This is a genomic window from Streptomyces cylindrosporus (assembly GCF_022698165.1).
Classification (GTDB): Bacteria; Actinomycetota; Actinomycetes; order Streptomycetales; family Streptomycetaceae; genus Streptomyces; species Streptomyces cylindrosporus.
Genome location: NZ_JALDAY010000010.1, coordinates 90296 through 117140, shown reverse-complemented (window position 1 = coordinate 117140; position 26845 = coordinate 90296). Strand labels below are relative to the sequence as shown.

Below are 26845 nucleotides of genomic sequence, written 5' to 3'. Positions count from 1 at the left end.
TATGGTCGACCCATGACAACTACGTACGCTGTACTTAGTGAGGGTCTGGAGAAGAGGTTCGGTGAGGTGCACGCGGTGCGCGGGCTGGATCTCGCGGTCGCCCGGGGCACCGTCTGCGGTGTCCTCGGGCCGAACGGGGCGGGCAAGACCACGGCGGTGCGGCTGCTGACCACGCTGCTGCGGCCGGACGCGGGCTCCGCGCGGATCGCGGGGCACGATCTGGCGCGGGAGGCGGCGGCGGTACGGCGCAGCATCGGTGTCACCGGGCAGTACGCGTCGGTCGACGGCGACCTGACCGGCCGGGAGAACCTGCGGCTGTTCGCCCGGCTGCACCGGGTCCGGGCGCCCGGTGAGCGGGCCGGCGAGCTCCTCGACCGGTTCGGCCTCGCCGAGGCCGCCGACCGGCAGGCGTCGACGTACTCGGGCGGGATGCGCCGCAGGCTGGACCTCGCGGCGAGCCTGATCCGCCGTCCCGAGGTGCTGTTCCTGGACGAGCCGACGACGGGACTCGACCCGGCCAGCCGCACGCTGATCTGGGAGGTGGTGCGTGAGCTCACCGCCGACGGGACGACGGTGGTGCTGACCACGCAGTACCTGGAGGAGGCCGACCAACTCGCCGACGACATAGCCCTGGTGGACCGGGGACGGGTGGCGCACACGGGGTCACCGGCCCAGTTCAAGGCGCTGATCGGGTCCTACGTCGAGGTGGTCGTCGCCCATGCGGACGTGATGGCGAAGGCGGCTGGCGTCCTCGGTCAACTCACCGGCGCGCAGCCGTCGTTCGACCACGAGCGGCACGCGGTCGGCGCGGTCACCCGGGACTCGACGCTCACCCTGCCGCGGCTGGTGCGCGAACTCGACGCGGCGGGCGTGCCGTTGCTCGACGCGAGCCTGCGCACGCCGACCCTGGACGACGTCTTCCTCCGGCTGACCGACCGCTCTTCGGAGCATGCCGACGACAAGGAGCCCGCGGTATGAGCACGTTGACGTACGACGGCATGGCGATGGTGGGCCGTCAGCTGCGGCGGGTCCGCAACAGCCCCGGGCTCGCGGTCCTCACCCAGGTCATGCCGATCAACATGCTGCTGTTCTTCGGCTACGTCTTCGGCAGCGCCCTCGCGATGCCGGGCCGCGAGTACCGCTCGTTCCTGGTGCCGGGGCTGCTGGTGGCGACCGCCGCGGGCGGGATCATGACCGGGATGTTCCAGGCGGCGGCCGACTCGCACCGGGGTGTCATGGACCGGTTCCGCACGATGCCGGTGAGCCGGGCCGCCGTGCCGCTCGGGCAGGGGGTGGCCGATCTGGTGGTCACGGCGATCGGGACGGTGCCGCTGCTGCTGGTGGGGCTCGCGGTGGGGTGGCGGATCCATGGCAGCGCCCTCGAAGTGGCTGGCGCGGTGGGGCTGTTGCTGCTGTTCCGGTTCGCGTGCACGTCGATCGGGATCTTCCTCGGGCTGCTGACCCGCAGCGAGGACGCGGCCGGGCAGCTGGGCGCCTCGACCTTCGTGCTGCCGCTGCTGTCCAACGCCTACATCCCGACGGACGGGCTCGCGGGCTGGCTGCGGACCCTCGCCGAGTGGAATCCGATCAGCGCGGTGACGACGGCCCTGCGGGACCTGTTCGGGAACGCTCCGGTGCCGGCGGACGGCGCCTGGCCGGTGACGCATCCGGTGGCCGGGTCGCTGGTGTGGAGCGTGGCGCTGATCGCGGTGTTCATGCCGCTGGCGGTGCGGCGGTACGCGCGCGGGGAGCGGTGACCCCAGGGGTGTCTTCGGTACCGAGCGGGTGGAACGTACCGAAGACACCCTCCAGGGCATGGGCGAGCGCGGGGCCGCACCGGTCGCGGGAACGCCGGTACGGCTCAGTGCCCGCCGAACAGCGAACGGGTCAGCCGGCGCAGCGGCGCGAAGAGCGAGACGCGACGCATGCGCGCGCCCCTGTCGCTGCGGTTCTGCGTGGTGTCACGCGCGGTCAGCTCACGCATCAGTGACGTCGCCTCGGCCGTCTTCTGCTGCGGCACGGCGGGACCCGCCAGCACCGAGAGATGACGGTCGAGGCGCGAACTGGTCGCGCTGCTCCCGCAGGTGATCGCAGGGACCCTCGCCCTGCTACGTGTTATCTGTTCCATGTCACTCCCCACCCGTACGAGTCCACCCGGCCCGGGCAGGGTAACCCTATCGCCCCAACCGGGCACTCGTGTATCGCGGTCACAGGATTCACCTTCCCTGCAAGGGTGTTGACGACTCCTCCGTCGTCACTCTCCGAATCCAACCGATTTCAGGGCGAGTTGGACAATGGGCTGGCTGGTGGGCTGCGGTGAGCCTCCGTCGGGCTCGACGGTCACAGCGAGTGATGTAGCCGACTTGTTGAGGTCGGTGGCGACCAAGGGCGTGTCGCCGCCCTTGAAGAGCCCGAGGGAGCGTGGTTGCGCGCCGGGGCGCATGAGCCAGAGCTGGTGCACGCGTCCGCCTGACGGTTCGCCGTATCCGCTCAGGGTGACGATCGCCTGCCCCTCGGAAGCGGAGGCGATCACGCCCAGACTTCGGCCCTGGGCGTCCTTGCCGATGGTCGCGCGTGCGTCGGGAGCTGCGAGAACGTGGTTGATCTCACGTGCCTGCGACTGCGCGGCGTCCAGCTTGTCCTGGGTCTGCCTGGCCTGTACGGCGAACAGGGAGGCCACGACGAGCGCCGCGGCGGCCGTCGCCGTGGCGAGCGGCACGAAGAAGGGGCGGCGCTCGCGGGGCGCACGGGTGCGCGCCGGCGGCGGCTGCGTGCCCCAGACGTGCGGCGGCAGCTGCGGTGTGTGCTCCCGCACCGGCCCCGGCTCCTGCGGAGTCGCGCGTACGGCGGCCAGCACCCGGTCGCGCATCGCGGCCGGCGCCGGGGCCGCCGTCGACCAGGCGAGCCGCACCGCGTCCTCGGACAGCGCGCGCGCCTCGGCGGCACACATGTCACAGCTCTTCAGATGCTTCTCGAAGCGGATCCGCTCCCCCGCTTCCAGGGCGTCGAGCGCGTAGGGCGCCGCGAGCGAGTGCAGATCCTCGCGATGGAACATTCGACCGAAGAGACTCATGCGACACCTCCCAGGCATTTGCGCAGCTGGGTGAGTCCATCGCGCATACGGGTCTTGACCGTGCCCAGCGGCAGCGAGAGCCGGTCGGCCACTTCACGGTACGTGTACCCGTCGTAGTAGGCGAGGGTGACGGACTGGCGCTGCAGCGCGGTGAGACGGTCCAGGCAGCGGCGCACCCATTCCCGCTCCAGGCCGGCCTCGACCTCCTCGGCGACATGGTCGAAGGCGGGGTTGTTGGCGGCCCGACGGGCCTCGCGCTGCTCGCGTTCGCCGGCCGCGCGGGCGCTGCGGACCCGGTCGACGGCACGGCGGTGGGCCAGGGTGAGGATCCAGGACAGCGCGCTGCCGCGTCCGGGGTCGAACCGCGCGGCGGACCGCCAGAGTTCGAGCAGCACTTCCTGAGCCACCTCCTCCGACTGCGCCGGGTCCCGCACGACCCGGCGCACCAGTCCGAACACCGGACCGGACACCAGGCCGTACAGCTCCTCGAATGCCTTCTGGTCGCCGCCCGCGACGAGCACCAGAAGTTCGTCCGCCTCCAACACGATCCCCCTCTTCCCCGACCGCACGTGGCCCCTCCCTGTCACACGAGGCATTCGCAGCGAGCGCGCCTCTGGATGGGTACGGATCACAGCGCCGAAAACGCGGGTCCGCAGCCCACCGGACAAGATTGCCGTCCGCGCTGAAACAAGATTCCGAGTTCGCCGTAAAGACGTTTGGGATTCGACCAATCCACCCTGCCGACCGCTCCGAATCAGCGTTCGTCAGGCAAGTTGGGACTGAGGACGGACGGCATGACACCTATCTCCAGGAGCGGCTCGGGACGCAGGAGCATCGCGACCCTGATAGCCAGTGCGCTGGCCGCCGGCGGGCTCGCGGCCGCCGGTGTGGCCACGCTGGAACCGGGGGCGGCCTCCGCCTCCAGCCACCGGGAGGCCCCGCTGATCTCGGGGCAGCCCCAGTACGACAACACGGACCTGTACGCGTTCGTCAGCCCGGACAAGCCGGACACGACGACGCTCATCGCCAACTTCATCCCCATGGAGGAGCCGGCCGGCGGTCCGAACTTCTACCAGTTCGCGGACGACGCCCAGTACGACATCCACATCGACAACAACGGTGACGCGCAGGGCGAGTTGCTGCTCCGCTACACCTTCGCCACGCAGACGAAGAACAAGAAGTCGTTCCTGTACAACACGGGCGTGGTCAACAACCTGACCGACCCCGACCTGAACATCACGCAGACGTACGACCTCGACCTGATCAAGCTGAAGAACCAGAAGGTCGTCTCCAAGACCAGGCTCGCCGACGACATCCCGGTCGCGCCGTCGGACGTCGGCAAGGCGTCGATGCCCGACTACGGCAAGCTGCGCGACCAGGCGATCTACAAGCTGTCGAACGGCGGCCAGACCTTCGCCGGCCAGGCCGACGACCCGTTCTTCGCGGACCTGCGCGTCTTCGACCTGCTGTACGGCGGGAACCTCTCCGAGGTCGGCCGGGACACCCTCAAGGGCTACAACGTCAACTCGATCGCCCTGCAGCTGCCCACGGACATGCTCACGGAGTCCAAGGACCAGCCGGTCATCGGCGTCTGGTCGACCGTGCAGCGCAAGAACGCCCAGGGCTACTACGAGCAGGTCTCGCGCCTCGGCAACCCGCTGGTCAACGAGGTCGTCAACCCGCTGAAGGACAAGGACAAGTTCAACGCGTCCTCGCCCTGGTACGACTCGCAGTTCCTGAAGAACGTGACCAACCCGGAGCTGCCGAAGCTCATCGAGGCGATCTACAAGATCAAGGCGCCGTCGGAGCCGCGCAACGACCTCGTCGACGTGTTCCTCAAGGGCGTCAAGGGCCTCAACCAGCCGCCGAAGGTGACCCCGGCGGAGGAGCTGCGCCTGAACACGTCCATCAAGCCGACCGCCTCTCCCAAGCGGCTGGGCGTCCTCGACGGTGACAACCAGGGCTTCCCGAACGGCCGTCGCCTCACCGACGACGTGATCGACGAGGCGCTCCAGGTCATGGAGGGCGAACTGGTCGGCTCCAAGAACGACCTGGGCGACGCGGTGGACAAGAACGACAAGGGCTTCGGCAAGTACTTCCCGTACCTGGCCAACCCGACCGCCGGTTCGCGCGGTGCCACCGCCAAGGGGGTCTCCGGCGGCAGCGACGTCAAGAACCAGCTGGGCGACGCGCTGCAGCCGGCGGGTTCCTCGACCGGCATGAGCAACACGGGTCTGATCGCCGCCTCCGCGGGTGGCGGTGCGGCCGGTATCGCGCTGATCGGCGCGGGCCTGATGTGGTGGCGCCGGATGCGCAGCCGCGTGTACTAGGCCCTTCGGACCGGGGCCGGGGCCTGACTCCCCGGCCCCCATCGACTGGCGCGGCCCGATCCGTACCCATCCCCCACGGCCGGGCCGCGCCGCACAACCTTCTTTGACAGCAAGCCGATCGAGGAGAGGGCATGGGCCCGCGCAGCAACGACACCGAAGGCTTCGAAGAGAGTGCCGAGGACGGTAGTGAGCAGTCTGCGGGTACCTCCGAAGAGGTGACCGACGTCGACGACGAGCGGGTCGCCGCCGTTCGTCGGGTGGGTGAGGCCGGGAAGCGGCTGCGGGCCGTCCAACTCGGCGGTACCGCCGTGCTGTTGGCCATCGCTCTCACCGGCGGGTCCATCGCCTTCGGGGCGCTTCGGGACCACGGTGGTACGAGCGTCGCCGCCGCTCCCAGTGCCATGTCCCCCGCGCTCCTCAACAGCGGGAACATCGACGCGAGCATCACCGCGCTGCAGGCCCAGCTCCGGGCCCAGCCGAAGGACTACGGCAGTTGGGCCACCCTCGGGCTCGCGTACGTCGAGCAGGCCCGCACCAAGGGCGATCCCTCCCGCTACCCGCAGGCCGACAAGGCGCTGAAGCGGTCCCTCGACATCAAGGCCGGCAACGAGCAGGCCGTCACCGGGCAGGCCGCCCTCGCCGCGGCCCGGCACGACTTCAAGGACGCGCTGAAGTACGCGGACCAGGTGCTGAAGGAGAACCCCTACAGCCAGGACGCCCTCTCCTCCCGCATCGACGCCCTCGTCGAACTCGGCCGCTACGCCGACGCGTCGAAGGCCGCCGACACCGCGGACACCCGGCGCCCCGGCATCCCCGTCTTCACCCGGTACGCCTACGTGCACGAGCTGCGCGGCGACGTGAAGACGGCCCGGCGGGTGCTCGAACAGGCGCTGTCGGCCTCCAGTACCCCCGGGGACATCTCCTACGTGGCCGCCCAACTCGGCCTGCTGGCCTGGAACCAGGGCGACTACAAGACCGCGCTCACCTACTACGGCCGCGCCCTCGCCGCCGACGACAACTACCTCCCGGCCCTGGAGGGACGCGCCCGCGCCCAGTACGCGAGCGGCGACAAGGCCGCCGGACTCAAGGGCATGGAGCAGGTCGTCGCCCGCTATCCGCTGCCCCAACCCCTCGTCGAACTCGGTGAGATGTACGAGGACCGCGGCAAGGACGGCGACAAGGACAAGGCCCGCGACCAGTACGCCCTCGTCGACGCCTGGACCGCGCTCGCCCGCGCCAACGGCGTCAACGCCGACCTCGACACCGCGCTCGCCGCGGCCGACCACGGGGACAGGGCCTCCGCCCTGCGCGCCGCCCGCGCCGAGTGGGCCCGCCGCCACACCGTGCACACCGCGGACGCCCTCGCCTGGGCGCTGCACGTCAACGGCAAGGACGCCGAGGCCCTCCCGTACGCGAAGCAGGCCACGGCCACCGGCTACCGCAACGCCACGTTCCTCTACCACCGCGGTGTGATCGAGCGCGCCACCGGCCACGCCGAGGACGCCCGCGCCTCCCTGCGGTCCGCGCTGAAGCTGAACCCCGGCTTCTCACCGCTGGGCGCGAGCGAGGCCCGCAAGGCACTGAAGGACCTGGAGGCGGCCAAGTGAAACCCCGTCGGTTGCTCGCCTCCACCGGGGCCGTCCTCACGGCGGCCTGCGCGCTCGCGCTGATCCCTTCCACCAGCGCGAGCGCGCACCCCCTCGGCAACTTCACCGTCAACCGCTACGACGGCCTCGTCGCCGCCCCCGGCAAGCTCCGCGTCGACCACGTCGAGGACCTCGCCGAGATCCCTGCCACCCAGGCCAAGCCGGACATCGAACGGCTCGGCATGGGCACCTGGGCGAAGGAGCGGTGCGAGAAGGCCGCCGAGGGCAGCAAGCTCACCGTCGACGGGCGGGCGACGGCTCTGACGGTGGGCGGCAGCAAGGCACAGACCCGGCCCGGACAGGCCGGGCTCAACACGCTGCGGGTGGAGTGCCGGCTGACCGCGGAGCTGCCCGACGGCGAGAACCTCACCGTCGGCTTCCACAGCGCGGGCGCCACCACCGGCCCCGGCTGGCGGGAGATCACCGCGCGCGGCGACCGGATGACGCTCACCGCGACGGACGTACCGAAGAAGTCGATCTCGGGTGAACTGACCAGCTACCCCAAGGAGTTGCTCTCCTCCCCCGCCGACACCTCGTCCGCGTCGCTGCGCGTGCGCCCCGGTGGACCGGCCCTGGTCGAGGACGAGACGAACGCTCCGGCCGCCTCCGTGCTGCCGCGCGGCGCCGACCGCTGGACCCGCGCCCTGGACTCCCTGGTCGCCCGGCACGACCTGACCTTCGGCTTCGCCGCGCTCGCCCTGCTCATCGCGGTCTTCCTGGGCGCGATGCACGCGCTGGCTCCGGGCCACGGCAAGACCCTGATGGCCGCGACGGCAGCGGCCCGCGGTGGCCGCGCCCGGCTCAAGGACGTCATGCCGCTGGCCGCGTCGGTCACGGTCACCCACACGCTGGGCGTCGTCGCACTCGGCCTCCTGGTGACGGCCGGCTCGGCCGCCGCGCCCTCGGTGATCACCTGGCTGGGCATCGCGAGCGGCGTCCTGGTGATCACGGCGGGCGCGAGCCTGGTAGGCCGGGCCTGGCGCAACCGCGGCCCCGGACACGGGCACACGCACCCGCACCCCCCTGGCCCCGACGGCCACACACACGACCACCCCCACGGGACCGGCCACACGCACGACCACCCCCACCCCCACACGCACGACACCGAGGAGACCGGGGAACGCGCCCTGGTCCTGGTCGCCGCCCACACGGAGACCGTCTCGGCGACCACCGAAACCCACTCCCACTCGCACTCCCCCGGGCACAGCCACGATCACGACCACTCACACAGTCACGATCACGGTCACACGCACGACCACCCCGACACCATCGAGCACACCCACGGCGGCTTCACCCACACCCACTCCATCGCCCCGACCCTGCGCGGCACGATCCTCCTCGGCTTCGCCGGCGGTCTCGTGCCGAGCCCGTCCGCGGTCGTGGTGCTGGTCGGCGCGATGGCGCTGGGGCAGGCCTGGTTCGGGCTGCTGCTCGTCGTCGCGTACGGCGTGGGACTCGCCCTCACCCTCACCGCGGCCGGGTTCGCCGTGGTCAAGCTGGGTACGGGAATGAACCGGGTGCTGGACAGGCGCCCCCGCTGGACCACCCACCCGATGGCGACCCTGGTCCGCCGGGCGACCCCGCTGGCGTCGGCGTTCCTCGTCGTGGCCCTCGGGATCGGATTGGTTCTCAAGGGGGCGGCATCCGCACTCGGCTGAGCTACGTTTGTGGAGAAATCGCGCGGAGTGGAGAAATCGCACGGATGCGAATGGGGGACGCCCGTGTCCGAAGAACCGGGCAGTGAACGTCTGATCGCGGGCCGCTACCGTCTCCTGTCCCCTCTCGGCGAGGGCGGCATGGGCACGGTGTGGCGGGCCCGCGACGAGGTCCTGCACCGCGAGGTCGCCGTCAAGGAGGTGCGCGCGCCCGCCGGATTGCCGGCCCAGGACGTCGAGCGGATGTACGCCCGTCTGGAGCGCGAGGCGTGGGCGGCGGCGCGGGTCGCCAACCGCAACGTTGTCACGGTGTACGACGTGGCCACCCAGGACGGCCGCCCGTGGATCGTGATGGAGCTGGTCCGCGGTATCTCGCTGGCCGAACTCCTGGACGCCGAGGGCCCGTTGGAGCCGCAGCGGGTCGCGCACATCGGCGCCGAGGTGCTGGCCGCGCTGCGGGCCGCGCACGAGGCCGGGGTGCTGCACCGGGACGTGAAGCCGGCCAACGTACTGCTGTCGAACGACGGCCGGGTGGTGCTCACCGACTTCGGCATCGCGCAGGTCGAGGGCAGTTCGGCGCTGACGATGACGGGCGAGGTGATCGGCTCGCCCGAATTCCTCGCCCCCGAGCGGGCGTTGGGGCGCACCCCCGGCCCCGAGTCCGACCTGTGGTCGCTCGGTGTGCTGCTGTACGCGGCCGTCGAGGGCAACTCCCCGTTCCGCCAGAACACCCCGCTGAGCACCCTGCGCGCGATCGTCGACGAGGAGTTGCCGCCGCCGCTGCGGGCGGGACCGCTCACCCCGGTCGTGGAGGGCCTGCTGCGCAAGGACCCCGCCGAGCGGATCTCCGCCGACCGGGCCGAGCAGGACCTGCGGCTCGTCGCGGCCGGGGGCGCTCCCCGTACGGACGGCTTCCAGGCGGCGCCGTACCCGCCGACGATCGCGGCCTACCCGGAGCAGGCGCCGACTCGGGAGACGCCGTACCCGGCCCCCCGCACCCAGCCGGTGCCGAGCCCGGGGACGACCGCGACCGGCGCGCCGCCGCCGGACCGCAACCGCCGCGCCGGTGTCGTGCTGGTCGTCGGCGTGGTGGTCCTGGCGCTGGCGCTGGCCGGGCTGACGTACGGGCTGCTGAACCGGGACAACGGCGGTGGGGACAACAACACCGGTGGTGACAACACCCGCTCCGACACGGCGACTTCGGCGGGCCCGACGGACACGAAGCCCGGTGGGGTCAACACGGCGCCGAGCAAGAGCAGCAGCCCGAGTTCGGCGCCCCAGTCGGTGAGCGTGACGCTCACGGGGTCCAACACGCAGTACTCCGGCAGCTGTCCGCCCGCGCAGAGCGACGCGCCCGGCTTCACGGCGACGATCTCGGTGGGGAAGCTGCCGGCCGAGGTCAGTTATCGCTGGGTGTCGAAGGACGGGCAGGTGATGGATCCGGGGTGGAAGACCATGTCCTTCCCGGCCGGCGGCGGCAGGTCCAAGCAGGACAGGGCGTACGTGACGACGTACGACAAGACGGGGACCTTCAGCAACTCGATCAGTGTCGAGGTGCGTTCGCCGAAGGCGACGACGTCCAACTCGGTGCCGTTCTCGGTGACCTGTGTGGCGGAGACCCCGACGGGCGGGGCCTCCCCCAGTGCTTCGCCGTCGCCCTCGCAGTGAGGGGACGGGTGGCACGTGTTATCAGGCCGCGCTGGTCAGGACGGGCAGATAGCCGCCGGACTGGCCGGACGCGGTCGGGTGGTACGACTCGCCGATGTTGAGCAGGTTGAGGCTGTGCAGCCAGGCGCTGCCGGAGCAGAGTTCGTGGCCGGTGAAGGTGGAGCGGACGTCGCCGAAGGTGAAGCCGTGGTCGGCGGCGACCTTGGCGGTGGCGGTGTCCAGGTAGTCGGCCGCGTCGTTGATCGCCTTCCGCTTGGTCTCGGAGAGGCCGACGCAGGTGGTGCCGAGCTTGTAGAAGCGGGGATAGCCGAGGACGACGACGTGGGCGTTCGGCGCCTTGCCGCTGATCGCCGAGTAGACGTTGTCCAGCTGGCCCGGGAGCGTCGAGTCGACGTACGCCTTCGCGGTGTTGATGCGTGAGAGGCAGGCGCTGTCGGACTGGAGCACACAGGTCGTCATGACGTCGGAGAAGCCGGCGTCGTTGCCGCCGATGCTGATGGAGACCAGGCCGGTCGAGGTCGTGAGGGTGCCCAGCTGGTTGGCCAGGACATCACCCGTACGAGCGCCCGAGCAGGCCTTGAAGCTGAACGACGAGGGTGAATGGGCGGCCGCCCACAGGTACGGGTAGGCCTTGGTGCTCTGCTTGCAGTCGCCGCTGGACGAGATGTAACTGCCCGCGCCGACACCGGAGGAGTACGAGTCGCCGAGGGCCACATAGGGGGCTGTGGCTGCGTGGGCCGTACCGGTCCCGGTGAGGACGGCGGCGACGGCGAGGAGGAGCGTGCTGACGTAAGCGGCAAGTCGGGAACGTCTCATGGAACCTCCCTTTAGCAGGATGTCTGCCACAACTGTCGTAGCAACTACGCGCATTGACGGGAAGTGTCCATGCCAAAAGCAACTCTGATTACGTGCGCATGACAGATTTGTTGACGCCTCCTCAACTCCCTTTCTCTATGCCTGTAGATGGGCCACTCTTTACTCCGGCGTTGCCTTACCCAGGCGCGTTTCCCCCCATGGAGGAGGACTCCTCGTCATGGCACAACCGCGTAGCAAGAAGTTCCGGTTCGCCGCCGTCACCGGCCTCGCGACCGCCGCCCTCGTCGGCGGGCTCACCGCCCTGCCCGCCCAGGCGGCCCCGGCGGAGGGCAAGGTCCTGGCCGCCGGCTCCCCCACGGCCGTCAAGGACAGCTACATCGTCACGCTGAAGAAGGGGGCCGGCTTCAAGGCGGCCTCCAGCACGGGCAAGGGCCTGATCAAGGAGTACGGCGGCACGGTCGGCAAGACCTTCGACACCGTGCTCAACGGATACACGGCCACGCTCTCGGCGACCGAGGCGAAGAGACTCGCGGCCGACCCGTCGGTGGCCTCGGTCGAGCAGAACCAGCGCGTCCGGCTGGCCGACACCACGCAGTCCAGCGCTCCCTGGGGCCTGGACCGCATCGACCAGACCTCGCTTCCGCTCTCCGGGACGTACACCTACCCGGACACCGCGGGCAGCGGCGTGACGGTGTACGTCATCGACACCGGCGTCCGCATCACCCACACCCAGATCAGCGGCCGTGCCTCCTACGGCTACGACGCGGTCGACGGCGACACCACCGCCTCCGACGGCAACGGCCACGGCACCCATGTGGCCACCACGATCGCGGGTACCACCTACGGCGTCGCCAAGAAGGCGAACATCGTGGCGGTCCGGGTGCTGGACAACAGCGGTTCCGGCACCACCGCGGGCGTGATCGACGGCATCGAGTGGGTCACCGAGAACCACACCACCCCGGCCGTCGCCAACATGTCGCTGGGCGGCTCCGCCTCCACCTCGCTGGACACGGCGGTCGCCAACTCCATAGCCAGCGGCGTGACGTACGCGGTCGCGGCGGGCAACAGCTCGGCCAACGCCTCCTCGTACTCCCCGGCCCGCGTCTCCACCGCGATCACGGTCGGCGCGACCACCAGCTCGGACGCCAGGGCCAGTTACTCGAACTACGGCTCGGTCCTGGACATCTTCGCGCCCGGCTCCTCGATCCTCGCGGGCTACAACACCAGCGACACCGCGACCGCCACGCTCTCCGGCACCTCCATGGCCACCCCGCACGTCGCGGGCGCCGCGGCGGTCTACCTCGCGGGCCACACCTCGGCCACCCCGGCGACCGTCGCCTCGGCACTCGTGGGCGGCGCGACCTCGGGCGTGCTGACCAGCGTGGGCACCGGCTCACCGAACAAGCTCCTCAAGCTGGTCCCGTAACACCGCACCCCAGAGCCTGAACACCAGTTCCCCGGAGGCAGCCGGCGCCTCCGGGGAACATCTTGACTGCCCCTGTTGACTCCCCCTGTCGCACTGCGCGACATTGAAGTCCGGCATCCGGCGCGCTGGGGGGCAAAGTCGCCAATGCAGACCATCCGCATCAAGAGACCATCGAACGACGGGGATCTGGCACCGCTGCTCGCGGGTGCGGCCACCGCCGTGGGGGGATTCGGCGCGTTTCTCGCGCTTCTCGACTCGGGCTCGCCGCTGCGCGGCCCGCTCACCCTGTTCTTCCTGCTCGCGGCACCGGCGACCGCCGTCGCGGCCGCCCTGCGCGGACTGGAACCCTTCGGCCGGACGCTCGCCGCCATCGCGGGCGCGGTCGTGATCGACATGCTGGTGGCACAAGGGATGCTCGCCGTCCACCGCTGGTCCGTCCACGGCGGGATCATCACCGTGACCGTGATCAGCTGTCTCCTTCTTCTTCTAAGTTGTGTAACGGTCAAACCAACAAAAATGTGAGGCCCGGTTTCAGGTCTTGCCATACGGGTTCAATCATCAATACCGTCGTAATCTCACCCGCATCGGTCCATCATCGAGCGGCTCATGGGGAGGGCTCAAGGACCGCGATGGCTTCCGGAGCGGGGCGCGGTAGGGGGGTGCCGTGCTCGGTGACCGCTTCATGTGACCGAGTCGTGCCGCGCGACCGGCTGCCGTTGATCGCGGCAGGCGGCCAGCTTTGCCAGCTCGCCTCGGCGTGCGCGTAGTTCCATCTCGTCATGCCACAGGCGTGAAACCCCCCTTTCGAACCGGACACGATCCGGGCCGCCCAGGGGCGGGCGGTCCACCGGACGAGAGGGACCAAGACTCATGAGTTCTGTTGTTCGGCCCGAATACCGGCCGATCTCCTCACATCTGGCCATCGCGCCACCGGTGAGCGTGGTGATTCCCGCCATGAACGAGGCGGAGAATCTCCCCTACGTCTTCAAGACGCTGCCGGACTGGATACACGAAGTCGTCCTCGTGGACGGCAACTCCACGGACGGCACCGTCGACGTGGCCCGCGGACTGTGGCCGGACGTCAAGGTCGTCGAGCAGCGGGGCAAGGGCAAGGGGGATGCCCTGATCACCGGCTTCGAGGCGTGCAGCGGCGACATCATCGTGATGGTCGACGCGGACGGCTCGGCCGACGGCAACGAGATCGTGTCGTACGTCTCCGCCCTGGTCTCGGGCGCCGACTTCGCCAAGGGCTCCCGCTTCGCCAACGGCGGTGGCACCGACGACATGACCTTCATCCGCAAGCTCGGCAACTGGGCGCTGTGCACCATCGTCAACCGCAAGTTCGGCGCCCGCTACACCGATCTCTGCTACGGGTACAACGCGTTCTGGCGCCACTGCCTGGACAAGATCTCGCTCGACTGCACCGGCTTCGAGATCGAGACCCTGATCAACATCCGGGTGGTCAAGGCGGGACTCAAGGTGCAGGAGATCCCGAGCTACGAGTACCTGCGCATCCACGGCGCGAGCAATCTGCGGGCCGTGCGCGACGGGTTCCGGGTGCTCAAGGTCATCCTCAAGGAGCGGTCGAACCGCAGGGAACTGCGCCGGCAGGAACACCACTCGCCGATGCTCGACTCGGTTCGAGGAGAGGTGTCTTGAGCGATCCCGACATCTCCGTCGTGATCTGCGTCTACACCGAGGACCGCTGGGAGGACATCCTCGCGGCGGTCTCCTCCGTGCGGGCGCAGTCCAGGCCTGCCCTGGAGACCCTGCTCGTCGTCGACCACAACCCGGCGCTGCTGGAGCGACTGACCAAGGAGTACAAGGAGGTTCCCGAGGTCGAGGTGCTCGCGAACGCCGGTCCGCGCGGTCTGTCCGCCGGCCGCAACACCGGCATCGCCGCATCCCGCGGCGAGGTGATCGCCTTCCTCGACGACGACGCCGTGGCCGAGCGGGAGTGGCTGCGGCGCTTCGCCGAGGGGTACGCCGACCCGCGGGTGATGGCCGTCGGCGGCCGCACGATGCCGATCTGGGCGTCCGGCCGCCGTCCGGCCTGGTTCCCCGAGGAGTTCGACTGGGTGGTGGGCTGCACCTACCGCGGCCTGCCCCCGGGCCGGGTCCGGGTGCGCAACGTCCTGGGCGGCAACGCCTCCTTCCGCCGTACGGCGTTCGACGCGGCCGGGGGCTTCGCGACCGGCATCGGGCGCGACGGCGACAAGCGGCCGCTGGGCTGCGAGGAGACGGAGCTGTGCATCCGCCTCAGCCGCGCCAGACCGGACGCGGTCCTGCTGATCGACGACCGTGCGGTGATCCACCACCGGGTGCCCGAGGCGCGCGAGCACTTCCGGTACTTCCGCACGCGCGCCTACGCCGAGGGCCTGTCGAAGGCCCTGGTGGCGCGGAGTGTCGGCGCGGACAAGGGGCTCGAGTCCGAACGCCGGTACACCACCCGGGTACTGCCGAGCGGTGTGGCGCGCGGGCTGCGCGACGCGGCGCTGGCCCGGCCGGGCGGTGCGGGCCGCGCGGGCGCGATCGTCGCCGGAGTGCTCACGGCGGCCGGCGGGTACGTCGTCGGGAGTCTGCGCGCCCGCCGTGGCGGAGCGACCTTCGCCGTCGTCGGGATCGAGGGGGGATCTCATGGCTGACACTCCGGTGCCGATCCTGATGTACCACTCGGTGGCGACCGCGCCGAACGACGCCACCCGCGCCCTGTCGGTGGCCCCGGAGGCGTTCGCCGAACAGATGGCGATGATCGGCGACCTGGGTTTCACCCCGGTCAACACGGCCGATCTCGCCGCGAGTTGGCGCTCGTCCCGCCCGCTGCCCAGGCGCCCCCTGCTGATCACCTTCGACGACGGCTACGAGGGCGTGCACCGGCACGCCCTGCCCGTGCTCGCCAAGCACGGCTTCGCGGCCACGCTGTTCGTCTCCACGGGCTGGATCAAGGGCGGTCACGACACCGGGGGCGGCCTCGACACCATGCTCGACTGGGACCAGGTGCGCGAACTGGCCGCCGCGGACGTGGAGATCGGCGGCCACAGCCACACCCACCCCCAGCTCGACCAGCTCGACGACGGCACCCTTCGCCATGAACTGATCCACTGCAAGGAGATCGTCGCCGACGAACTGGGCACCGTCCCGGCCTCCTTCGCCTACCCCTACGGCTACTCCAGCCGCCGGGTGCGCGAGGCCGTGCGCGAGACGGGTTACGCCCAGGCGCTCGCCGTCGGCAACGGCCTCGCGCGCCGCCGTCAGGGCCCGTACGCGCTGCAACGCGTCACCGTGCGCCGCAGCACCGGGATCGAGGAGTTCGAGCGGCTCGTCGAGGGCCGTTCGATCGCCCGCAACTTCGCCAGGGACCGTGCCCTCACCAAGGGGTACGCCATGGTCCGCAGAGCACGCCAGGTCCGCCGGAAGGCCATCCGTACCCGTGTCTGACACGACGACCACAACCGAGACGGCGTCGCCCCCGGCCGAGGCGCCCGAGCAGTCGGGGCGCCGCTTCCGCCTGCCCGGCATGGGCCGGGGGAACGGCGGCAGCCAGCTGTTCCGCAACGCCTACGCCCTGATGCTGAACACCGGCATCTCGGCCGTACTGGGCCTGGGGTACTGGCTGGTGGCCGCGCGCTACTACTCCGAATCCGCCGTGGGCCAGGGCTCCGCCGCGATAGCGGCGATGAAGCTGCTGGCCGGACTGACCGCGGTGACCCTGACGGGCGCCCTGGCCCGCTTCATCCCGGTGGCGGGCCGCTCCACCGGGCGGCTCATCTTCCGTACGTACGCGGGCAGTTCGGTCGTGGTCGGGCTCGCGGCGATCGTGTTCCTGCTGACGCTGGACGTGTGGGGGCCGTCGTACCGCTTCCTGCACGGTCCGCTCAACGGCCTCGGCTTCATCGTCGCCGTGGTCGCCTGGAACCTGCTCACGCTGCAGGACGGGGTGCTGACCGGGCTGCGCAGCGCACGCTGGGTGCCGGTCGGCAACACCGTGTTCTCCATGGTCAAGCTCGCCCTGCTCATCGGGCTCGCGGCCGCGCTGGCGACGAGCGGTGTCTTCGTCGCCTGGGTGCTGGCGATCGCCACCTCGGTCGTGCCGCTCGGCTGGCTGGTGTTCCGGCGCCTGGTGCCCCGGCACATCAAGGCCACCGAGGACCACGCGAAGCCGCCGACGGTCAAGGAGATCGGCACGTTCCTCGCGGGCGACTACACGGGCTCGCTGTTCTCGCTCGCCGTGGTCTACCTGGTGCCGGTGATCATCGCCTCGCAGGTCAGCTCCGAGGACAACGCCTACTTCTACATCACCACGACCATAGGCGGCACGGTCAACCTGCTGGCCATCAACATGGGCGCCTCGCTGACCGTCGAGGGCTCGCACGACCCGGGACGCCTCGCCGCCAACACCCGTGCCGCGCTGAAGCGGATGGCCCGGATCATGGTGCCGATCTGCGGGCTGCTGTTCATCGGGGCGCCGTGGATCCTCGGCGTGTTCGGCGCGGGCTACGCGGACGCGGCGACCCCGCTGTTGCGCTGGTTCGCGGTCGGCGCGCTGCTGCGGGTCTGCATGGAGACGTACTTCGCGGTGCTGCGCGCGCAGAGCCGCACGGCCGGACTCGCCTGGCTGCAGGGCCTGTTGTGCGTCCTGGTGCTCGGTCTGACACTGCTGCTGCTCCCCCGCATGGGGCTGACCGGTGCCGGTGTCGCCGAGATCTCCTCGCTCGCGGTGATCGTGATGATCGCCGCGCCGAAGCTCTACCGGACCATCAGGGCGGTGCCCGCCGCCGTGCCGGAGCACGCGGCACCCGACGGTGACCTCGCCGACCTGGGGGCGCGCGAGGTCCCGGCGACCGACCGGCCCCGCAGGCGCGGTCCGGCCTGGGCGCTGGACACCGACACCCTGGCGCTCGGCATCCACGTCGACTTCGACCACGTGGAGCGCCGCCCGGACGTGCGCCCCGGACCCGGAACTCCGCCCACGGGCACGCCGGTCGTCCGTCCGGACCACCGGCCTACCTGGGCGAGGAACCCGGAGGTCGGGCTTCCCGTACAGGAGCGCGAGCCGGGCTCGGAGGCCTCCCTCGGACCGGCCGAGATCGAGGTGGACGCGCCCTTCGAGGCGGAGTTCGAGCGGGAGTCCGTACGAGAGCCCGGGGCGTCGCTCGCACGGGAGGAAGCGCCGGTACGGGAAGAGGCGCCGGTGCGGGAGGAAGCGCCCGTCCCTGAGCCGGAGCCGCCGGTCGCCGTCCCGTGGCGCGAGCGGCTGCGGCCGTCCCGGCTCGGGGTCGTCCTCGGCTGTCTGCTGGCCGCCGCCCTGCTGCTGTACTGGGTGCCGGCGCTGCGCCTGGACGAGGCCGACCTGGACCGGATGGGCGGGCTCGGGCTCATCTCGGTCCTGCCGCTGCCCACGCTGGTCGGGGCCGCGCTGCTGGTCGCGGTGTTCGCCTCGCTGCTGTGGCTGGGCCGTGAGCACCGGGCGCTGCTGCTGGTCACCCTCCTCGCGACCGTGATCTCGCTGCACGCGCTGCCCGCGGTGATCGAGACCGAGCCGCGGTTCCCGACCGCCTACCAGCACCTCGGCTTCCTGGACTACATCGACCGCACCGGGTCGGCGGTGCCGGACCTGGACGCGCGCTGGAGCTGGCCGGGCTTCTTCGCGGTGGCCGCGTTCGTCACCAGGGCCTGCGGGATGACGGACCTCACCGACCTCATCCGCTGGTGGCCGCTGACCGTCCAACTCCTCTACCTGGCCCCGATGTTCCTCCTCGTCCGCCATATGCGGGCGAGCTGGCGGGCCAAGTGGACCGGCATCTGGATCTTCGTGCTCAGCGGCTGGGTCGGCCAGGACTACTTCTCGCCGCAGGGCTTCACCTATCTGCTGTACCTGGCCTTCGTCGCGATCCTGCTGGTCTGGTTCCGCGAACCGCGCGTGATCTGGACGAAGAAACGGCCGGGCGAGCTGGAGGTCGAGCCGACCACCCGGCGCCAGAAGGCGGTCCTGCTCGGCGTGCTGATCGGCCTGTTCGCGGCGAGCGTCCCGGCCCACCAGCTGACCCCGTTCGTGATGCTGGGCGTGCTCGCGGTGCTCGTCCTGATCGGCCGGTCCGAACTGCGAGGCCTGCCCATCCTGTTCGGCGTGCTGGTCGCGGTCTGGCTGGGCTTCATGGCCGAGCCGTACTGGTCCGGGCACTTCCAGGACCTGTTCGGCGGGGTCGGCGGCGTCGGCAGCAATGTGTCGACGTCCGTCTCCGGCCGTATCCAGGGCGGCAGTTCGACCCACAAGCTCGTCCTGTACACGCGCGTACTGCTGGCCGGCGGGGTCATGCTGTTCGCCTGCTGGGGCTGGTGGCGCCGCCGCGACCACAAGTACCGCGAACGCTCGCTGCTGGTTCTGACCTTCGTCCCGTTCCTGGGCTTCGGCATGCAGTCGTACGGCGGCGAGATGGCGCTGCGCGTCTTCATGTTCGCCGTGCCCGGCGCGGCCCTGCTGGCCGGACTCGCCCTGTTCCCGCGCACCGGCGTGACCGTCGAGGAGCGGGACAAGGACAAGGTCAGCCTCGCCCCGCTGGCGGCGCTGCTGGCGGGCCTGCTCCTCATGGGCGGCTTCCTGGTGGCGCGTTGGGGCAACGAGCCGTTCGAGCGGGTGCGGCCCGGCGAGGTCGCCGCCATGGACTACGTGTACGCCCACGACAGACCCACGGTCCGACTGCTGTGGCTGAGCAACGACACGGTGAACGACGTGACGCCGGCGCTGCCGTGGGGCGCGAAGGACATGGAGAAGGTCAACTACGTGCCCACGCTGGCACCGGCCGACCCGGTGCTGGTCTCCGGCCTGGTCAAGGCGCTCAAGGACGCGGGCCCCAACTCGTACCTGATGATCAACGAGAGCCAGGTGACGTATCTCCAGATGGACGTGGGCTACTCGGCCACCTGGGAGCCCCGGCTGATCCAGAACCTGGACCGGCGGGCGGAGTTGAAGAAGGTCTTCGTCAACGACGACGCCGTGATCTACAGCCTGAAGAAGCAGCCCGAGGGCAAGGTGCCGCAGCCGGACCCGGGTCCGATCGGTCCGCAGATCACCTGGACGCCGTGGTCGGTCGTCGGCGCCCTGGCCGCCCTCGCGCTGATCGTGCTGCTGACGGCGCGCGAAGTGGTACGGGTCGCGATGCGGCCGAGCGTGCGCCGACTGCGCCGGCTGCAGAGCAGCTTCTGGTTCTCGCTGCCCCTGCTGGCGGTGCTGCTGGCCTCGCTGGTGCAGAGATTCCTGACCATGAAGTAGACGTCCGAGAAGTAGACGTCCGAGTGGCTCACCGGGACTACCTGGTGAGCCACTTCACTTCGTACGCGGCCATGTCGAACCGCTTGCCGTCGATCTCCGCGCTGATGGTCCGCCCCAGGGTGTTGACCACAAGGACCGTCCTGTCGGTGGCGAGCACCCGCACATTGGGCACGTCGTCCGCGGCGACCGACACGGTCTTGTACGAAGTCCCCGGCGGGAACTCCTTGTCGAAGCGGGAGACCAGCCCGAACATCGGCAGCTCCTTGCCGCCGTCCGAGCTGTTCGTCGGCGTCCACAGACAGCCGGCGCAGTCGTCGCCCTTCTCGTCCTCCGGGTTCCAGTAGAAGCCGGAGGAGGCGCCGCCCTTGACCATCGCGATCATCCCGGCCGCCTGGACGGCGACCCGGCGGGTCTCGGACCAGCCCTTGCGCTCGTCGTTGCCGTCGGCGGGCTCGACGTAATACTCGGCCCACCACAGCGGCAGGTCGTCCGTCTGCTGCCGCACCCACTGCCCCACGGCCGTCAGCTTGTCGGTGGCCGCGAACTCGTTCGGGAGCATCTCGTCGTCGTTGGTGTAGCTGGAGCCGTCCACGACGACGAAGTCGGCGCCCGCCTTGTTCCTGTTCCAGTAGTCGAAGGCGTCGAGGACCCGCTGGTCCATCGCGCCCCAGGCGCCCTTGAAGGTCCTGGAGGCCTCGTCCGCGCGCGGATCGACGCTGTCCATCACCAGGTACGGCCCGCCGACCATGATGTCCTTGTCGACCTTCTTCAGGGCCTTGTAGACGAGGTTGTACAGCTTGGTGTAACCCTCGTAGTCCCAGCGGCCCTTGGCGTCGTTCCAGAAGCCCTTGAACTCGTTCCAGACGATGAAGTGCCGCACGTCCGGATACCGCTTGGCGACGGTCGCGGCGAGCGCGGCGAAATCGGCGTAGTGCTCGGGCAGCGGGGCGGTCTCCAGGGCGGACTGGCTCCAGTTCGTGCTGTCGACGCCGGCCTTGCCGCCCTTCATCCAGTCCGGCGAGCAGCACAGGGTGACCACGGGTGTGCCGCCGGACTTGCGGATGAAGTCGATACGGCGGTCCATCGCGTCGAAGTCGTAACGCCCCTTGACCGGCTCGGGGTTGTCCGCGCCCCAGCCCATGATCGCCTGGTCCTGCGGCAGCCCGCCGGCGTCCGAGATCAGCTTCTCGACCCGGTCCGTGGAGGTGGAGCTGCCCTCGTCGGCGCTGTACTGCGTGTGCGTGAAGCCCCAGCCGACCTCGGGCTCGTCCTGGTCGGGCGGGGTCACCGGAGTGCCGTGCACCGTGTCGCCGTTGCGCGAGGTGCCGGCGGTGCTGCCGCCGCTGTCCGGCAGTGTGTTGATCAAGGTCACGATCAGGGCCAGCGCGGCCACGCCCACGCCGAGCAGCGCGGTGAGCCGCCACCGCCGTGCCCCCGAGGTCCACCCATGACGTCCCATCGAGGAAAACAGTAACGGGGGAGGTCCCCGATCGGGCAGATGTCGTAAATCGACAGCCTTGTAACAGGGCGGAGGGGACACGGAAGGAGACACGGGGACACAGCCGACACACCCGGCGCACTACGGAAACCGGGTGCACGCGGGGCGCTCGTGCCGGATCATGGACGCCATGTCTGCGAACCCACACGACGCGCTGCCGATCCGGCTCAACGTCGACGACAGCGACTCGCCGTCCGACGTCGTCGACGCGCTGTTCCTCGGCCGCTTCGCGACGGGCGAGCAGCCGTACTCGCATGCGGCGAACATCGACCGGGTCCGCTCCGGGGCCACCCTCCTGCCGGCCGGCGCCCACGTCCTGCGGGTGGCCCGCGACGACGACCGCAGCGCGACGCTCGCGGAGGGCGAGGGCTGGACGCTGCTGGTCTCCCGCTGGAACCGCGGCGCGGACGTCACGGTCACGGCGACCACCGCCGAGCTCGCGAAGAAGGTCCTCGACCAGGCGACGGACGGCGCGGCGGACGAGCCCGAACCCCAGCCGGAGAACGTGACGATGGGCTTCTGGTACGTCTCCCCCAGGCGCGGCCCGCACCGCACGACCCGGCAGATCTCCGCCGGTACGTGGGACGAGGTCCGGGAGAACTACACGGCGCCGGTGGCGGACGCGATGGACCGCCTGATGAAGACGACGCCGGAGGACATCGCGGGCCGGCTCCTGCTGCTGCACGGCCCGCCGGGCACCGGCAAGACCTCCGCCCTGCGCACACTCGCCCGCTCCTGGCGGGACTGGTGCCAGGTGGACTGCGTCCTCGACCCCGAGCGGCTCTTCTCCGACGTCGGCTATCTGATGGACATCGCGATCGGCGAGGAGGACGGCACGGGCAAGGGCCGCTGGCGCCTGCTGCTCCTGGAGGACTGCGACGAGCTGATCCGCGGCGAGGCCAAGCACACGGCGGGCCAGGCCCTGTCCCGGCTGCTCAACCTCACCGACGGCCTGCTCGGCCAGGGCCGCAACGTCCTGGTGGGCGTCACGACCAACGAGGACCTGGAGCGCCTCCACCCGGCCGTCGTCCGCCCCGGCCGCTGCCTGGCCCGCATCGAGGTGGGCGCCCTGACCCGCCGGGAGGCGGTGAACTGGCTCGGCACGGAGGAGGGCATCGGCCGCGAGGGCGCGACCCTCGCGGAGCTGTACGCCCTGCGCCGCGGCACCTCGCCGACGGCCGTGCCGGACCCGCGGGACGGGGCGGACGCGGGGCTGTACCTGTAGCGCTCGGCCTCGGGTGCTTTGATGGAGGTATGACCCTGTTCGTCGGCACATCAGGGTGGCAGTACAAGGACTGGCGAGGGGTCCTGTACCCACCCGGGTGTCCGACGCGCCTGTGGCTGGAGGAGTACGCGGAGCACTTCGCCACGGTGGAGATCAACAACGCGTTCTACCGTCTGCCGTCCCGGGAGAACTTCGCGGCGTGGCGGGAGCGGGTGCCGGGGGACTTCGTGGTGGCGGTGAAGGCGAGCCGCTATCTGACCCACATCAAGCGGCTGCGTGACCCCGAGGAGCCGGTGCACCGCCTGATGGACCACGCGGCGGGCCTGGGCGACCGGCTGGGCCCGGTCCTGCTCCAACTCCCGCCGACGCTGCGGGCGGACGCGGAACTCCTCGACGCCTGCCTGGCCTGCTTCCCGTCCGGCACCCGGATCGCGGTCGAGCCCCGGCACGACTCCTGGTGGACACCCGAGATCCGTTCGCTGCTCGAATCCCGTGGAGCGGCCCTGTGCTGGGCCGACGTCCGCTCCCGCCCGGCCACACCGCTGTGGCGCACGACGGACTGGGGGTACGTCCGCTTCCACCAGGGCCGCGCCAAGGCGTGGCCGCACTACGGCCGCCAGTCGCTGGAGACGTGGGTGGAGCGGATCACGGACACCTGGGCGAGGACCGAGGACGTCTACGCGTACTTCAACAACGACCCGAACGGGGCGGCGGTCGGGGACGCGAGCACCTTCGCGAGAAGGGCCCGCACGACGGACCTACCGGTCACACGCACACCCTGACCCTTTCCTCCGTTGTTTTCTTTCCGCTGTTTTCTTTCCGCTGGTTTCTTTCCGCTGTTTTCTTTCCGCCGCAACGGCGATCAGCCACGACGGCGCATCCCGGCGGTGCCGAACCCGTCTCAGCCCTCCCCATATCCCGCCCGCAGCGCATCCCGCACAGCGGCCAGCGCCGCCTCCTCCCCCAGCCCGAGCCGCCGGACCCGCTCCACGTAGGCCTGAGCGGCCGACGCCGCCTCCCGCTCCGCGGCCGAGCCGGCGGCAGCCACATACGTGCCGTTGCGCCCCCGCGTCTCGATCACCCCGTCACTCTCCAGCGCCCGGTACGCCTTCGCCACGGTGTTGGCCGCCAGCCCCAGCCCCTCCGCGAGCCCCCGCACGGTAGGCAGCCGGTACCCCACCGGCAGCACCCCCGTCCGCGCCTGCTCGGAGATCTGCGCCCGCACCTGCTCGTACGGCGGCGCGCTGTCGTCGATGTGGATCTTCAAGGTCACGCTGCCGATTCTCCCGCACCCGCCGGAAAATGAGAGGCGTCCGGGCGTGTCCCGTCGTAGCGTGCGCCCAATGACACTCAACGTGCGCGACCTGCGCATCGACGACTCCGCCGACGTCGAGGCATTCGCCCTGGTGCGGCATCTGGCCCTCCCGTACATCATGTGGACCCCGGCGGCCATCGTGCACCGCCTCGCCCACACCCACCCCGACGCCCGCTTCCGCTCCCTCGTCGCGGAGGAGGACGGCGAGGTGATCGGCACGGCCCAGGTGCAGCTGGCCCACGACAGCCCGGAGCCGGGCCAGGGCATGCTCAACATCTACGTACGCCCGGACCGCACCCGCCGCGGCGCCGGCGACCTCCTGGTCCGCGCGGCCGAGGAGCACCTCACCTCGCACGGCGCGACCAAGCTGTTCGCCTGGGTGCTGGACGAGCCGGCCAACCGCACCTTCGCCGAGCGGCACGGCTACCACGCCAGCCGCTCCGCCCACTTCCTCCGCCTCGACCTGACCGCCGCCGCCCTCCCGCCGCTGGAGACCCCGCCGGCCGGGGTCGAGCTGCGCAGCGCCGCGGAGTTCACGGACGACCCGCGCCCGCTGTTCGAGCTGGACGCGGAGACGGCCTCGGACGAACCGAGCGACGTGGACACCGAGTTCGGCGACTACCAGAACTGGATCGAGGAGAACTGGAAACACCCCCTCCTCGACCGGGAGCTGACGATGGTCGCGCTGGTGGAGGGCCGCCCAGCCGCGTTCAGCGTGGCCCACACGGACCCCGCCTCGCGCCGCTACGCCACCGCCATGACCGGCACCTCCCGCGACTTCCGCGGCCGGGGCCTGGCCAAGCTCGCCAAGAACGCCTCCCTGCACCGCGCGCGGGCCGCCGGCTTCACCGAGGCGCTGACGGGCAACGACGCGGGCAACGGTCCGATGCTCGCGATCAACAAGTGGTTCGGGTACGAGATCTGCGGGTCGGAGGTGCGCTTTGTCCGCGAACTCACCTGAGCGGACCGGCGACTTGACCGTCGTCCTGGTCAAGGCGGGCCGCACGAAGATCCGTTACGACGCCGAGCTGCTCGCCGACGACGGCACCCGGGTCGCCGTACGCGCCCCCTGGGCGGGCGAGGGCGTCCGCGACTTCGGCTTCGTCCGCTTCGAGACGGGCGACGTCTTCACCGAGTACTACTGGCGGGACCGCTGGTACGCGGTGAAGGAGGTCCGGGACGCCGACGGCGCGCTGAAGGGCTGGTACTGCGACATCACCCGGCCCGCCGTGCTCTCGGGCGGCGAGCTGGTCGTCGAGGACCTCGACCTGGACCTGTGGGTCTCCGCGGACGGCACGGACGTACGCCGTCTGGACGAGGACGAGTTCGCGGACAGTGGTCTGGAGGAGAAGGACCCGCGGGCCGCTGCGGCCGCCGTCGCCGCACTGGACGAGCTGGAGGCGCTGGCCCGCGGGACCGGCATCGAGACGCTCCTGGCCTGAGCCGGCCGGTCTCACACCATGGCGACCACCACGTACCGCTCGTCGCTCACTTCCTTGCCCCACAGCGCCGGCTCCCCCGAGAGCCGCTCCGTCCGCACCTCGGCGGCGAGGGGCGTGACGAGCCCGGTCAGCACGTCGGCCGGTATCCCGGCCGGCGTGACCGTCCCCCACACGCCCTCGACGAGCACCAGGCGGCCGCCGGGGCGCAGCAGCCCGCGCCAGTGCCGGAGGGCGCGGCCGGGGTCGGGCAGCGCCCACACCACGTGTCGTACGAGAATCACGTCGTAGCGCTGCTCGCCCACCGGCGGTGCCGCCGCGTCACCGACGAGGAACACCGCGTCACGCCCGGCCAGCTTGGCCCGGGCCAGGTCGATCATGGCCGGGGAGCCGTCGACGCCGGTGACGCGGTGTCCCTGTTCGGCCGCGAGGAGCGACAGGCTGCCGGTGCCGCAGCCGAGGTCGAGGACGTCCAAGGCCCGTCCCGGCAGCCAGTCGCGCAGCCGCTCGGCCCAGGCCCGCCGTACCTCCGGATCGCGCAGTCCGTGGTCCGGTTCGTCATCGAAGGCGGCCGCCTGCGCGTCCCAGTCCAGGTCCGTGCCGGCGTTCGCCCCGGTCAGACGCTCGTTGTCGTGTGTCATGAGGCCAAGAGTGACACCCGCCACTGACAATCGAATCGTGACAGCCGCCACTGACAGACCGGCAGCGATGAGTCACCCTCCCGAAAAGGGTCTACCTCCGTGAGAACGCGGAACTCGGTAGGCGCTGAAGGAGGCAGCCATGCGCCGGACAACCGTGCACAAGCCCCTGAAGAGGACGGACTCCCGCAAGGTCCGTGAGGAAGCCGACGAGCGTCCGGCCGGGCGTCCGGAGGTGCGAAAGGACATCGCGCGCACGTGGTGGCCGGACGGCTGACGCTGCCTGTCAGTCCAGCCGCTTGCGGTAGTGGACGCGGTCGTAGGGACCGTCCACGCGCCGCTCCACGACCTCGTAGCCGTACTTCGGATAGATCTTCTGGTTCTCCCACATCATCGCGTTGGTGTAGAGCCTGACCTCGGGCAGGCCGAGCGCACGCGCGCGGGCGTCGACGAACCGCAGCAGCCGTCCCCCCACGCCCCTGCCGTGCGCGTCGGGGTGGACGGCGATGCTGTCGAGGAACAGATGGTCGTCGTGCTCCTCCAGCACGACGAGCCCGATGACGGGGTCTCCCGTCACGAACACCTTCCCCGCGGCCACGTTCGCCGCGTGGTCCGCCTCCATGGGCACCGGAACCACGCCGATCCGCTCGATGTAGTGGTGGTACGCGGCGTCGGTCACGGCCTTCACGGCCGCCACGTCGGCGGCGCCGGCCGGCCGGATCCCGTCGTCTTCCATGCCGCGAACGGTACCTACCTGATCCCAGTCTCAGCACTCCCTTAACGCGACCATAAGGATCACCATCACCCGCCTCCAGCAGGCGATTTCACGGTTTCTTGGGGCTAGCT

25 protein-coding genes are annotated in these 26845 nt (G+C 70.6%); 17 read left to right on the top strand and 8 right to left on the bottom strand.

Translation table 11 applies throughout. The annotated features are described in order from the left end of the window. Positions 1-12: 12 nt before the first annotated feature. Both MQP27_RS31410 and MQP27_RS31405 read left to right on the top strand, forming a co-directional pair. The gene (locus MQP27_RS31410) at positions 13-978 is read left to right on the top strand and encodes an ATP-binding cassette domain-containing protein (protein WP_242770031.1); all 966 of its coding nucleotides are present in this window, start codon (positions 13-15) and stop codon (positions 976-978) included. Next, on the top strand, positions 975-1757 hold the full coding sequence (locus MQP27_RS31405; protein ID WP_242770028.1) for an ABC transporter permease: 783 nt from the start codon (positions 975-977) through the stop codon (positions 1755-1757). The genes MQP27_RS31410 and MQP27_RS31405 overlap by 4 nt, the downstream gene beginning before the upstream one ends. A 104-nt stretch (positions 1758-1861) precedes the next feature. Here the strand turns inward: MQP27_RS31405 and MQP27_RS31400 are convergent, their stop codons facing one another. From MQP27_RS31400 to MQP27_RS31390, 3 genes are all read right to left on the bottom strand, one after another. Further along, positions 1862-2128 (bottom strand): hypothetical protein, encoded by a 267-nt coding sequence (locus MQP27_RS31400; protein WP_242770025.1) that lies wholly within the window; start codon positions 2126-2128, stop codon positions 1862-1864. Between the two features lie 126 nt (positions 2129-2254). Next, entirely contained in the window at positions 2255-3073 is an 819-nt protein-coding gene (locus MQP27_RS31395) for an anti-sigma factor (protein ID WP_242770009.1), read from the bottom strand. Continuing rightward, entirely contained in the window at positions 3070-3615 is a 546-nt protein-coding gene (locus MQP27_RS31390; RefSeq protein WP_242771250.1) for a sigma-70 family RNA polymerase sigma factor, read from the bottom strand. Before MQP27_RS31390 ends, MQP27_RS31395 begins: the two co-directional genes overlap by 4 nt. Before the next feature lie 252 nt (positions 3616-3867). On the opposite strand from MQP27_RS31390, the gene MQP27_RS31385 reads away from it, so the two are divergent. The 4 genes from MQP27_RS31385 (at position 3868) to MQP27_RS31370 (ending at position 10372) form a co-directional block, all read left to right on the top strand. Beyond that, positions 3868-5403: a DUF4331 domain-containing protein gene (locus tag MQP27_RS31385; RefSeq protein ID WP_242770006.1), complete on the top strand. Its 1536-nt coding sequence runs from the start codon at positions 3868-3870 to the stop codon at positions 5401-5403. Between the two features lie 131 nt (positions 5404-5534). Continuing rightward, positions 5535-7010, top strand: a complete 1476-nt coding sequence (locus MQP27_RS31380) for a tetratricopeptide repeat protein (RefSeq protein WP_242770003.1) — start codon at positions 5535-5537, stop codon at positions 7008-7010. Next, a complete protein-coding gene (locus MQP27_RS31375) occupies positions 7007-8707 on the top strand; it encodes an urease accessory protein UreH domain-containing protein (RefSeq protein ID WP_242769999.1) in 1701 nt (566 codons plus the stop codon). The genes MQP27_RS31380 and MQP27_RS31375 overlap by 4 nt, the downstream gene beginning before the upstream one ends. 63 nt (positions 8708-8770) lie before the next feature. Next, a complete protein-coding gene (locus tag MQP27_RS31370; RefSeq protein ID WP_242769983.1) occupies positions 8771-10372 on the top strand; it encodes a serine/threonine-protein kinase in 1602 nt (533 codons plus the stop codon). A gap of 21 nt (positions 10373-10393) precedes the next feature. Here the strand turns inward: MQP27_RS31370 and MQP27_RS31365 are convergent, their stop codons facing one another. Next, positions 10394-11188, bottom strand: coding sequence for an SGNH/GDSL hydrolase family protein (locus MQP27_RS31365; protein ID WP_242769980.1), 795 nt, complete (start codon positions 11186-11188; stop codon positions 10394-10396). Positions 11189-11405: 217 nt separating this feature from the next. On the opposite strand from MQP27_RS31365, the gene MQP27_RS31360 reads away from it, so the two are divergent. The 6 genes from MQP27_RS31360 (at position 11406) to MQP27_RS31335 (ending at position 19884) form a co-directional block, all read left to right on the top strand. Continuing rightward, positions 11406-12614: a S8 family peptidase gene (locus MQP27_RS31360; RefSeq protein WP_242769977.1), complete on the top strand. Its 1209-nt coding sequence runs from the start codon at positions 11406-11408 to the stop codon at positions 12612-12614. A 144-nt stretch (positions 12615-12758) separates the two neighbouring features. Then, the gene (locus tag MQP27_RS31355; protein WP_242769974.1) at positions 12759-13136 is read left to right on the top strand and encodes a hypothetical protein; all 378 of its coding nucleotides are present in this window, start codon (positions 12759-12761) and stop codon (positions 13134-13136) included. A 348-nt stretch (positions 13137-13484) separates the two neighbouring features. Further along, the gene (locus MQP27_RS31350; RefSeq protein WP_242769971.1) at positions 13485-14273 is read left to right on the top strand and encodes a glycosyltransferase family 2 protein; all 789 of its coding nucleotides are present in this window, start codon (positions 13485-13487) and stop codon (positions 14271-14273) included. Then, positions 14270-15259, top strand: a complete 990-nt coding sequence (locus MQP27_RS31345) for a glycosyltransferase family 2 protein (RefSeq protein ID WP_242769968.1) — start codon at positions 14270-14272, stop codon at positions 15257-15259. Before MQP27_RS31350 ends, MQP27_RS31345 begins: the two co-directional genes overlap by 4 nt. Beyond that, complete coding sequence (locus tag MQP27_RS31340) at positions 15252-16052, top strand: polysaccharide deacetylase family protein (RefSeq protein ID WP_242769965.1); 801 nt, start codon at positions 15252-15254, stop codon at positions 16050-16052. Before MQP27_RS31345 ends, MQP27_RS31340 begins: the two co-directional genes overlap by 8 nt. After that, positions 16045-19884 (top strand): lipopolysaccharide biosynthesis protein, encoded by a 3840-nt coding sequence (locus tag MQP27_RS31335; RefSeq protein ID WP_242769962.1) that lies wholly within the window; start codon positions 16045-16047, stop codon positions 19882-19884. The genes MQP27_RS31340 and MQP27_RS31335 overlap by 8 nt, the downstream gene beginning before the upstream one ends. Before the next feature lie 37 nt (positions 19885-19921). Here MQP27_RS31335 and MQP27_RS31330 read toward each other — a convergent pair whose 3' ends face one another. After that, positions 19922-21343, bottom strand: a complete 1422-nt coding sequence (locus tag MQP27_RS31330) for a GH39 family glycosyl hydrolase (RefSeq protein WP_242769924.1) — start codon at positions 21341-21343, stop codon at positions 19922-19924. Between the two features lie 169 nt (positions 21344-21512). Here MQP27_RS31330 and MQP27_RS31325 point away from each other — a divergent pair, with 169 nt between their 5' ends. Further along, positions 21513-22607 (top strand): DUF5925 domain-containing protein, encoded by a 1095-nt coding sequence (locus MQP27_RS31325; protein WP_242769921.1) that lies wholly within the window; start codon positions 21513-21515, stop codon positions 22605-22607. A gap of 29 nt (positions 22608-22636) precedes the next feature. Next, the gene (locus MQP27_RS31320; RefSeq protein WP_242769918.1) at positions 22637-23389 is read left to right on the top strand and encodes a DUF72 domain-containing protein; all 753 of its coding nucleotides are present in this window, start codon (positions 22637-22639) and stop codon (positions 23387-23389) included. Positions 23390-23508: 119 nt separating this feature from the next. Here MQP27_RS31320 and MQP27_RS31315 read toward each other — a convergent pair whose 3' ends face one another. Further along, complete coding sequence (locus MQP27_RS31315; RefSeq protein ID WP_242769915.1) at positions 23509-23880, bottom strand: GntR family transcriptional regulator; 372 nt, start codon at positions 23878-23880, stop codon at positions 23509-23511. A gap of 70 nt (positions 23881-23950) precedes the next feature. On the opposite strand from MQP27_RS31315, the gene MQP27_RS31310 reads away from it, so the two are divergent. Next, complete coding sequence (locus MQP27_RS31310) at positions 23951-24883, top strand: GNAT family N-acetyltransferase (RefSeq protein WP_242769899.1); 933 nt, start codon at positions 23951-23953, stop codon at positions 24881-24883. Continuing rightward, entirely contained in the window at positions 24864-25364 is a 501-nt protein-coding gene (locus MQP27_RS31305) for a ribonuclease FAU-1 family protein (RefSeq protein WP_242769896.1), read from the top strand. The genes MQP27_RS31310 and MQP27_RS31305 overlap by 20 nt, the downstream gene beginning before the upstream one ends. Before the next feature lie 11 nt (positions 25365-25375). Here the strand turns inward: MQP27_RS31305 and MQP27_RS31300 are convergent, their stop codons facing one another. Then, positions 25376-26002, bottom strand: coding sequence for a class I SAM-dependent methyltransferase (locus tag MQP27_RS31300; protein ID WP_242769893.1), 627 nt, complete (start codon positions 26000-26002; stop codon positions 25376-25378). A 139-nt stretch (positions 26003-26141) separates the two neighbouring features. Here MQP27_RS31300 and MQP27_RS51100 point away from each other — a divergent pair, with 139 nt between their 5' ends. Continuing rightward, positions 26142-26276 (top strand): hypothetical protein, encoded by a 135-nt coding sequence (locus tag MQP27_RS51100; RefSeq protein ID WP_278196783.1) that lies wholly within the window; start codon positions 26142-26144, stop codon positions 26274-26276. A 9-nt stretch (positions 26277-26285) separates the two neighbouring features. Here MQP27_RS51100 and MQP27_RS31295 read toward each other — a convergent pair whose 3' ends face one another. Beyond that, a complete protein-coding gene (locus tag MQP27_RS31295; protein ID WP_242769890.1) occupies positions 26286-26735 on the bottom strand; it encodes a GNAT family N-acetyltransferase in 450 nt (149 codons plus the stop codon). Between the last annotated feature and the right edge of the window lie 110 nt (positions 26736-26845).

Bases quoted from the DNA above. Each gene is read 5' to 3' on its own strand.
- MQP27_RS31410 (WP_242770031.1), top strand. From the start codon at position 13: ATGACAACTACGTACGCTGTACTTAGTGAGGGTCTGGAGAAGAGGTTC.
- MQP27_RS31355 (WP_242769974.1), top strand. From the start codon at position 12,759: ATGCAGACCATCCGCATCAAGAGACCATCGAACGACGGGGATCTGGCA.
- MQP27_RS31380 (WP_242770003.1), top strand. From the start codon at position 5,535: ATGGGCCCGCGCAGCAACGACACCGAAGGCTTCGAAGAGAGTGCCGAG.
- MQP27_RS31350 (WP_242769971.1), top strand. From the start codon at position 13,485: ATGAGTTCTGTTGTTCGGCCCGAATACCGGCCGATCTCCTCACATCTG.
- MQP27_RS31360 (WP_242769977.1), top strand. From the start codon at position 11,406: ATGGCACAACCGCGTAGCAAGAAGTTCCGGTTCGCCGCCGTCACCGGC.
- MQP27_RS31395 (WP_242770009.1), bottom strand. From the start codon at position 3,073: ATGAGTCTCTTCGGTCGAATGTTCCATCGCGAGGATCTGCACTCGCTC.
- MQP27_RS31385 (WP_242770006.1), top strand. From the start codon at position 3,868: ATGACACCTATCTCCAGGAGCGGCTCGGGACGCAGGAGCATCGCGACC.
- MQP27_RS31340 (WP_242769965.1), top strand. From the start codon at position 15,252: ATGGCTGACACTCCGGTGCCGATCCTGATGTACCACTCGGTGGCGACC.
- MQP27_RS31405 (WP_242770028.1), top strand. From the start codon at position 975: ATGAGCACGTTGACGTACGACGGCATGGCGATGGTGGGCCGTCAGCTG.
- MQP27_RS31400 (WP_242770025.1), bottom strand. From the start codon at position 2,128: ATGGAACAGATAACACGTAGCAGGGCGAGGGTCCCTGCGATCACCTGC.
- MQP27_RS31330 (WP_242769924.1), bottom strand. From the start codon at position 21,343: ATGGGACGTCATGGGTGGACCTCGGGGGCACGGCGGTGGCGGCTCACC.
- MQP27_RS31365 (WP_242769980.1), bottom strand. From the start codon at position 11,188: ATGAGACGTTCCCGACTTGCCGCTTACGTCAGCACGCTCCTCCTCGCC.
- MQP27_RS31310 (WP_242769899.1), top strand. From the start codon at position 23,951: ATGACACTCAACGTGCGCGACCTGCGCATCGACGACTCCGCCGACGTC.
- MQP27_RS31325 (WP_242769921.1), top strand. From the start codon at position 21,513: ATGTCTGCGAACCCACACGACGCGCTGCCGATCCGGCTCAACGTCGAC.
- MQP27_RS31320 (WP_242769918.1), top strand. From the start codon at position 22,637: ATGACCCTGTTCGTCGGCACATCAGGGTGGCAGTACAAGGACTGGCGA.
- MQP27_RS31295 (WP_242769890.1), bottom strand. From the start codon at position 26,735: ATGGAAGACGACGGGATCCGGCCGGCCGGCGCCGCCGACGTGGCGGCC.
- MQP27_RS31300 (WP_242769893.1), bottom strand. From the start codon at position 26,002: ATGACACACGACAACGAGCGTCTGACCGGGGCGAACGCCGGCACGGAC.
- MQP27_RS51100 (WP_278196783.1), top strand. From the start codon at position 26,142: ATGCGCCGGACAACCGTGCACAAGCCCCTGAAGAGGACGGACTCCCGC.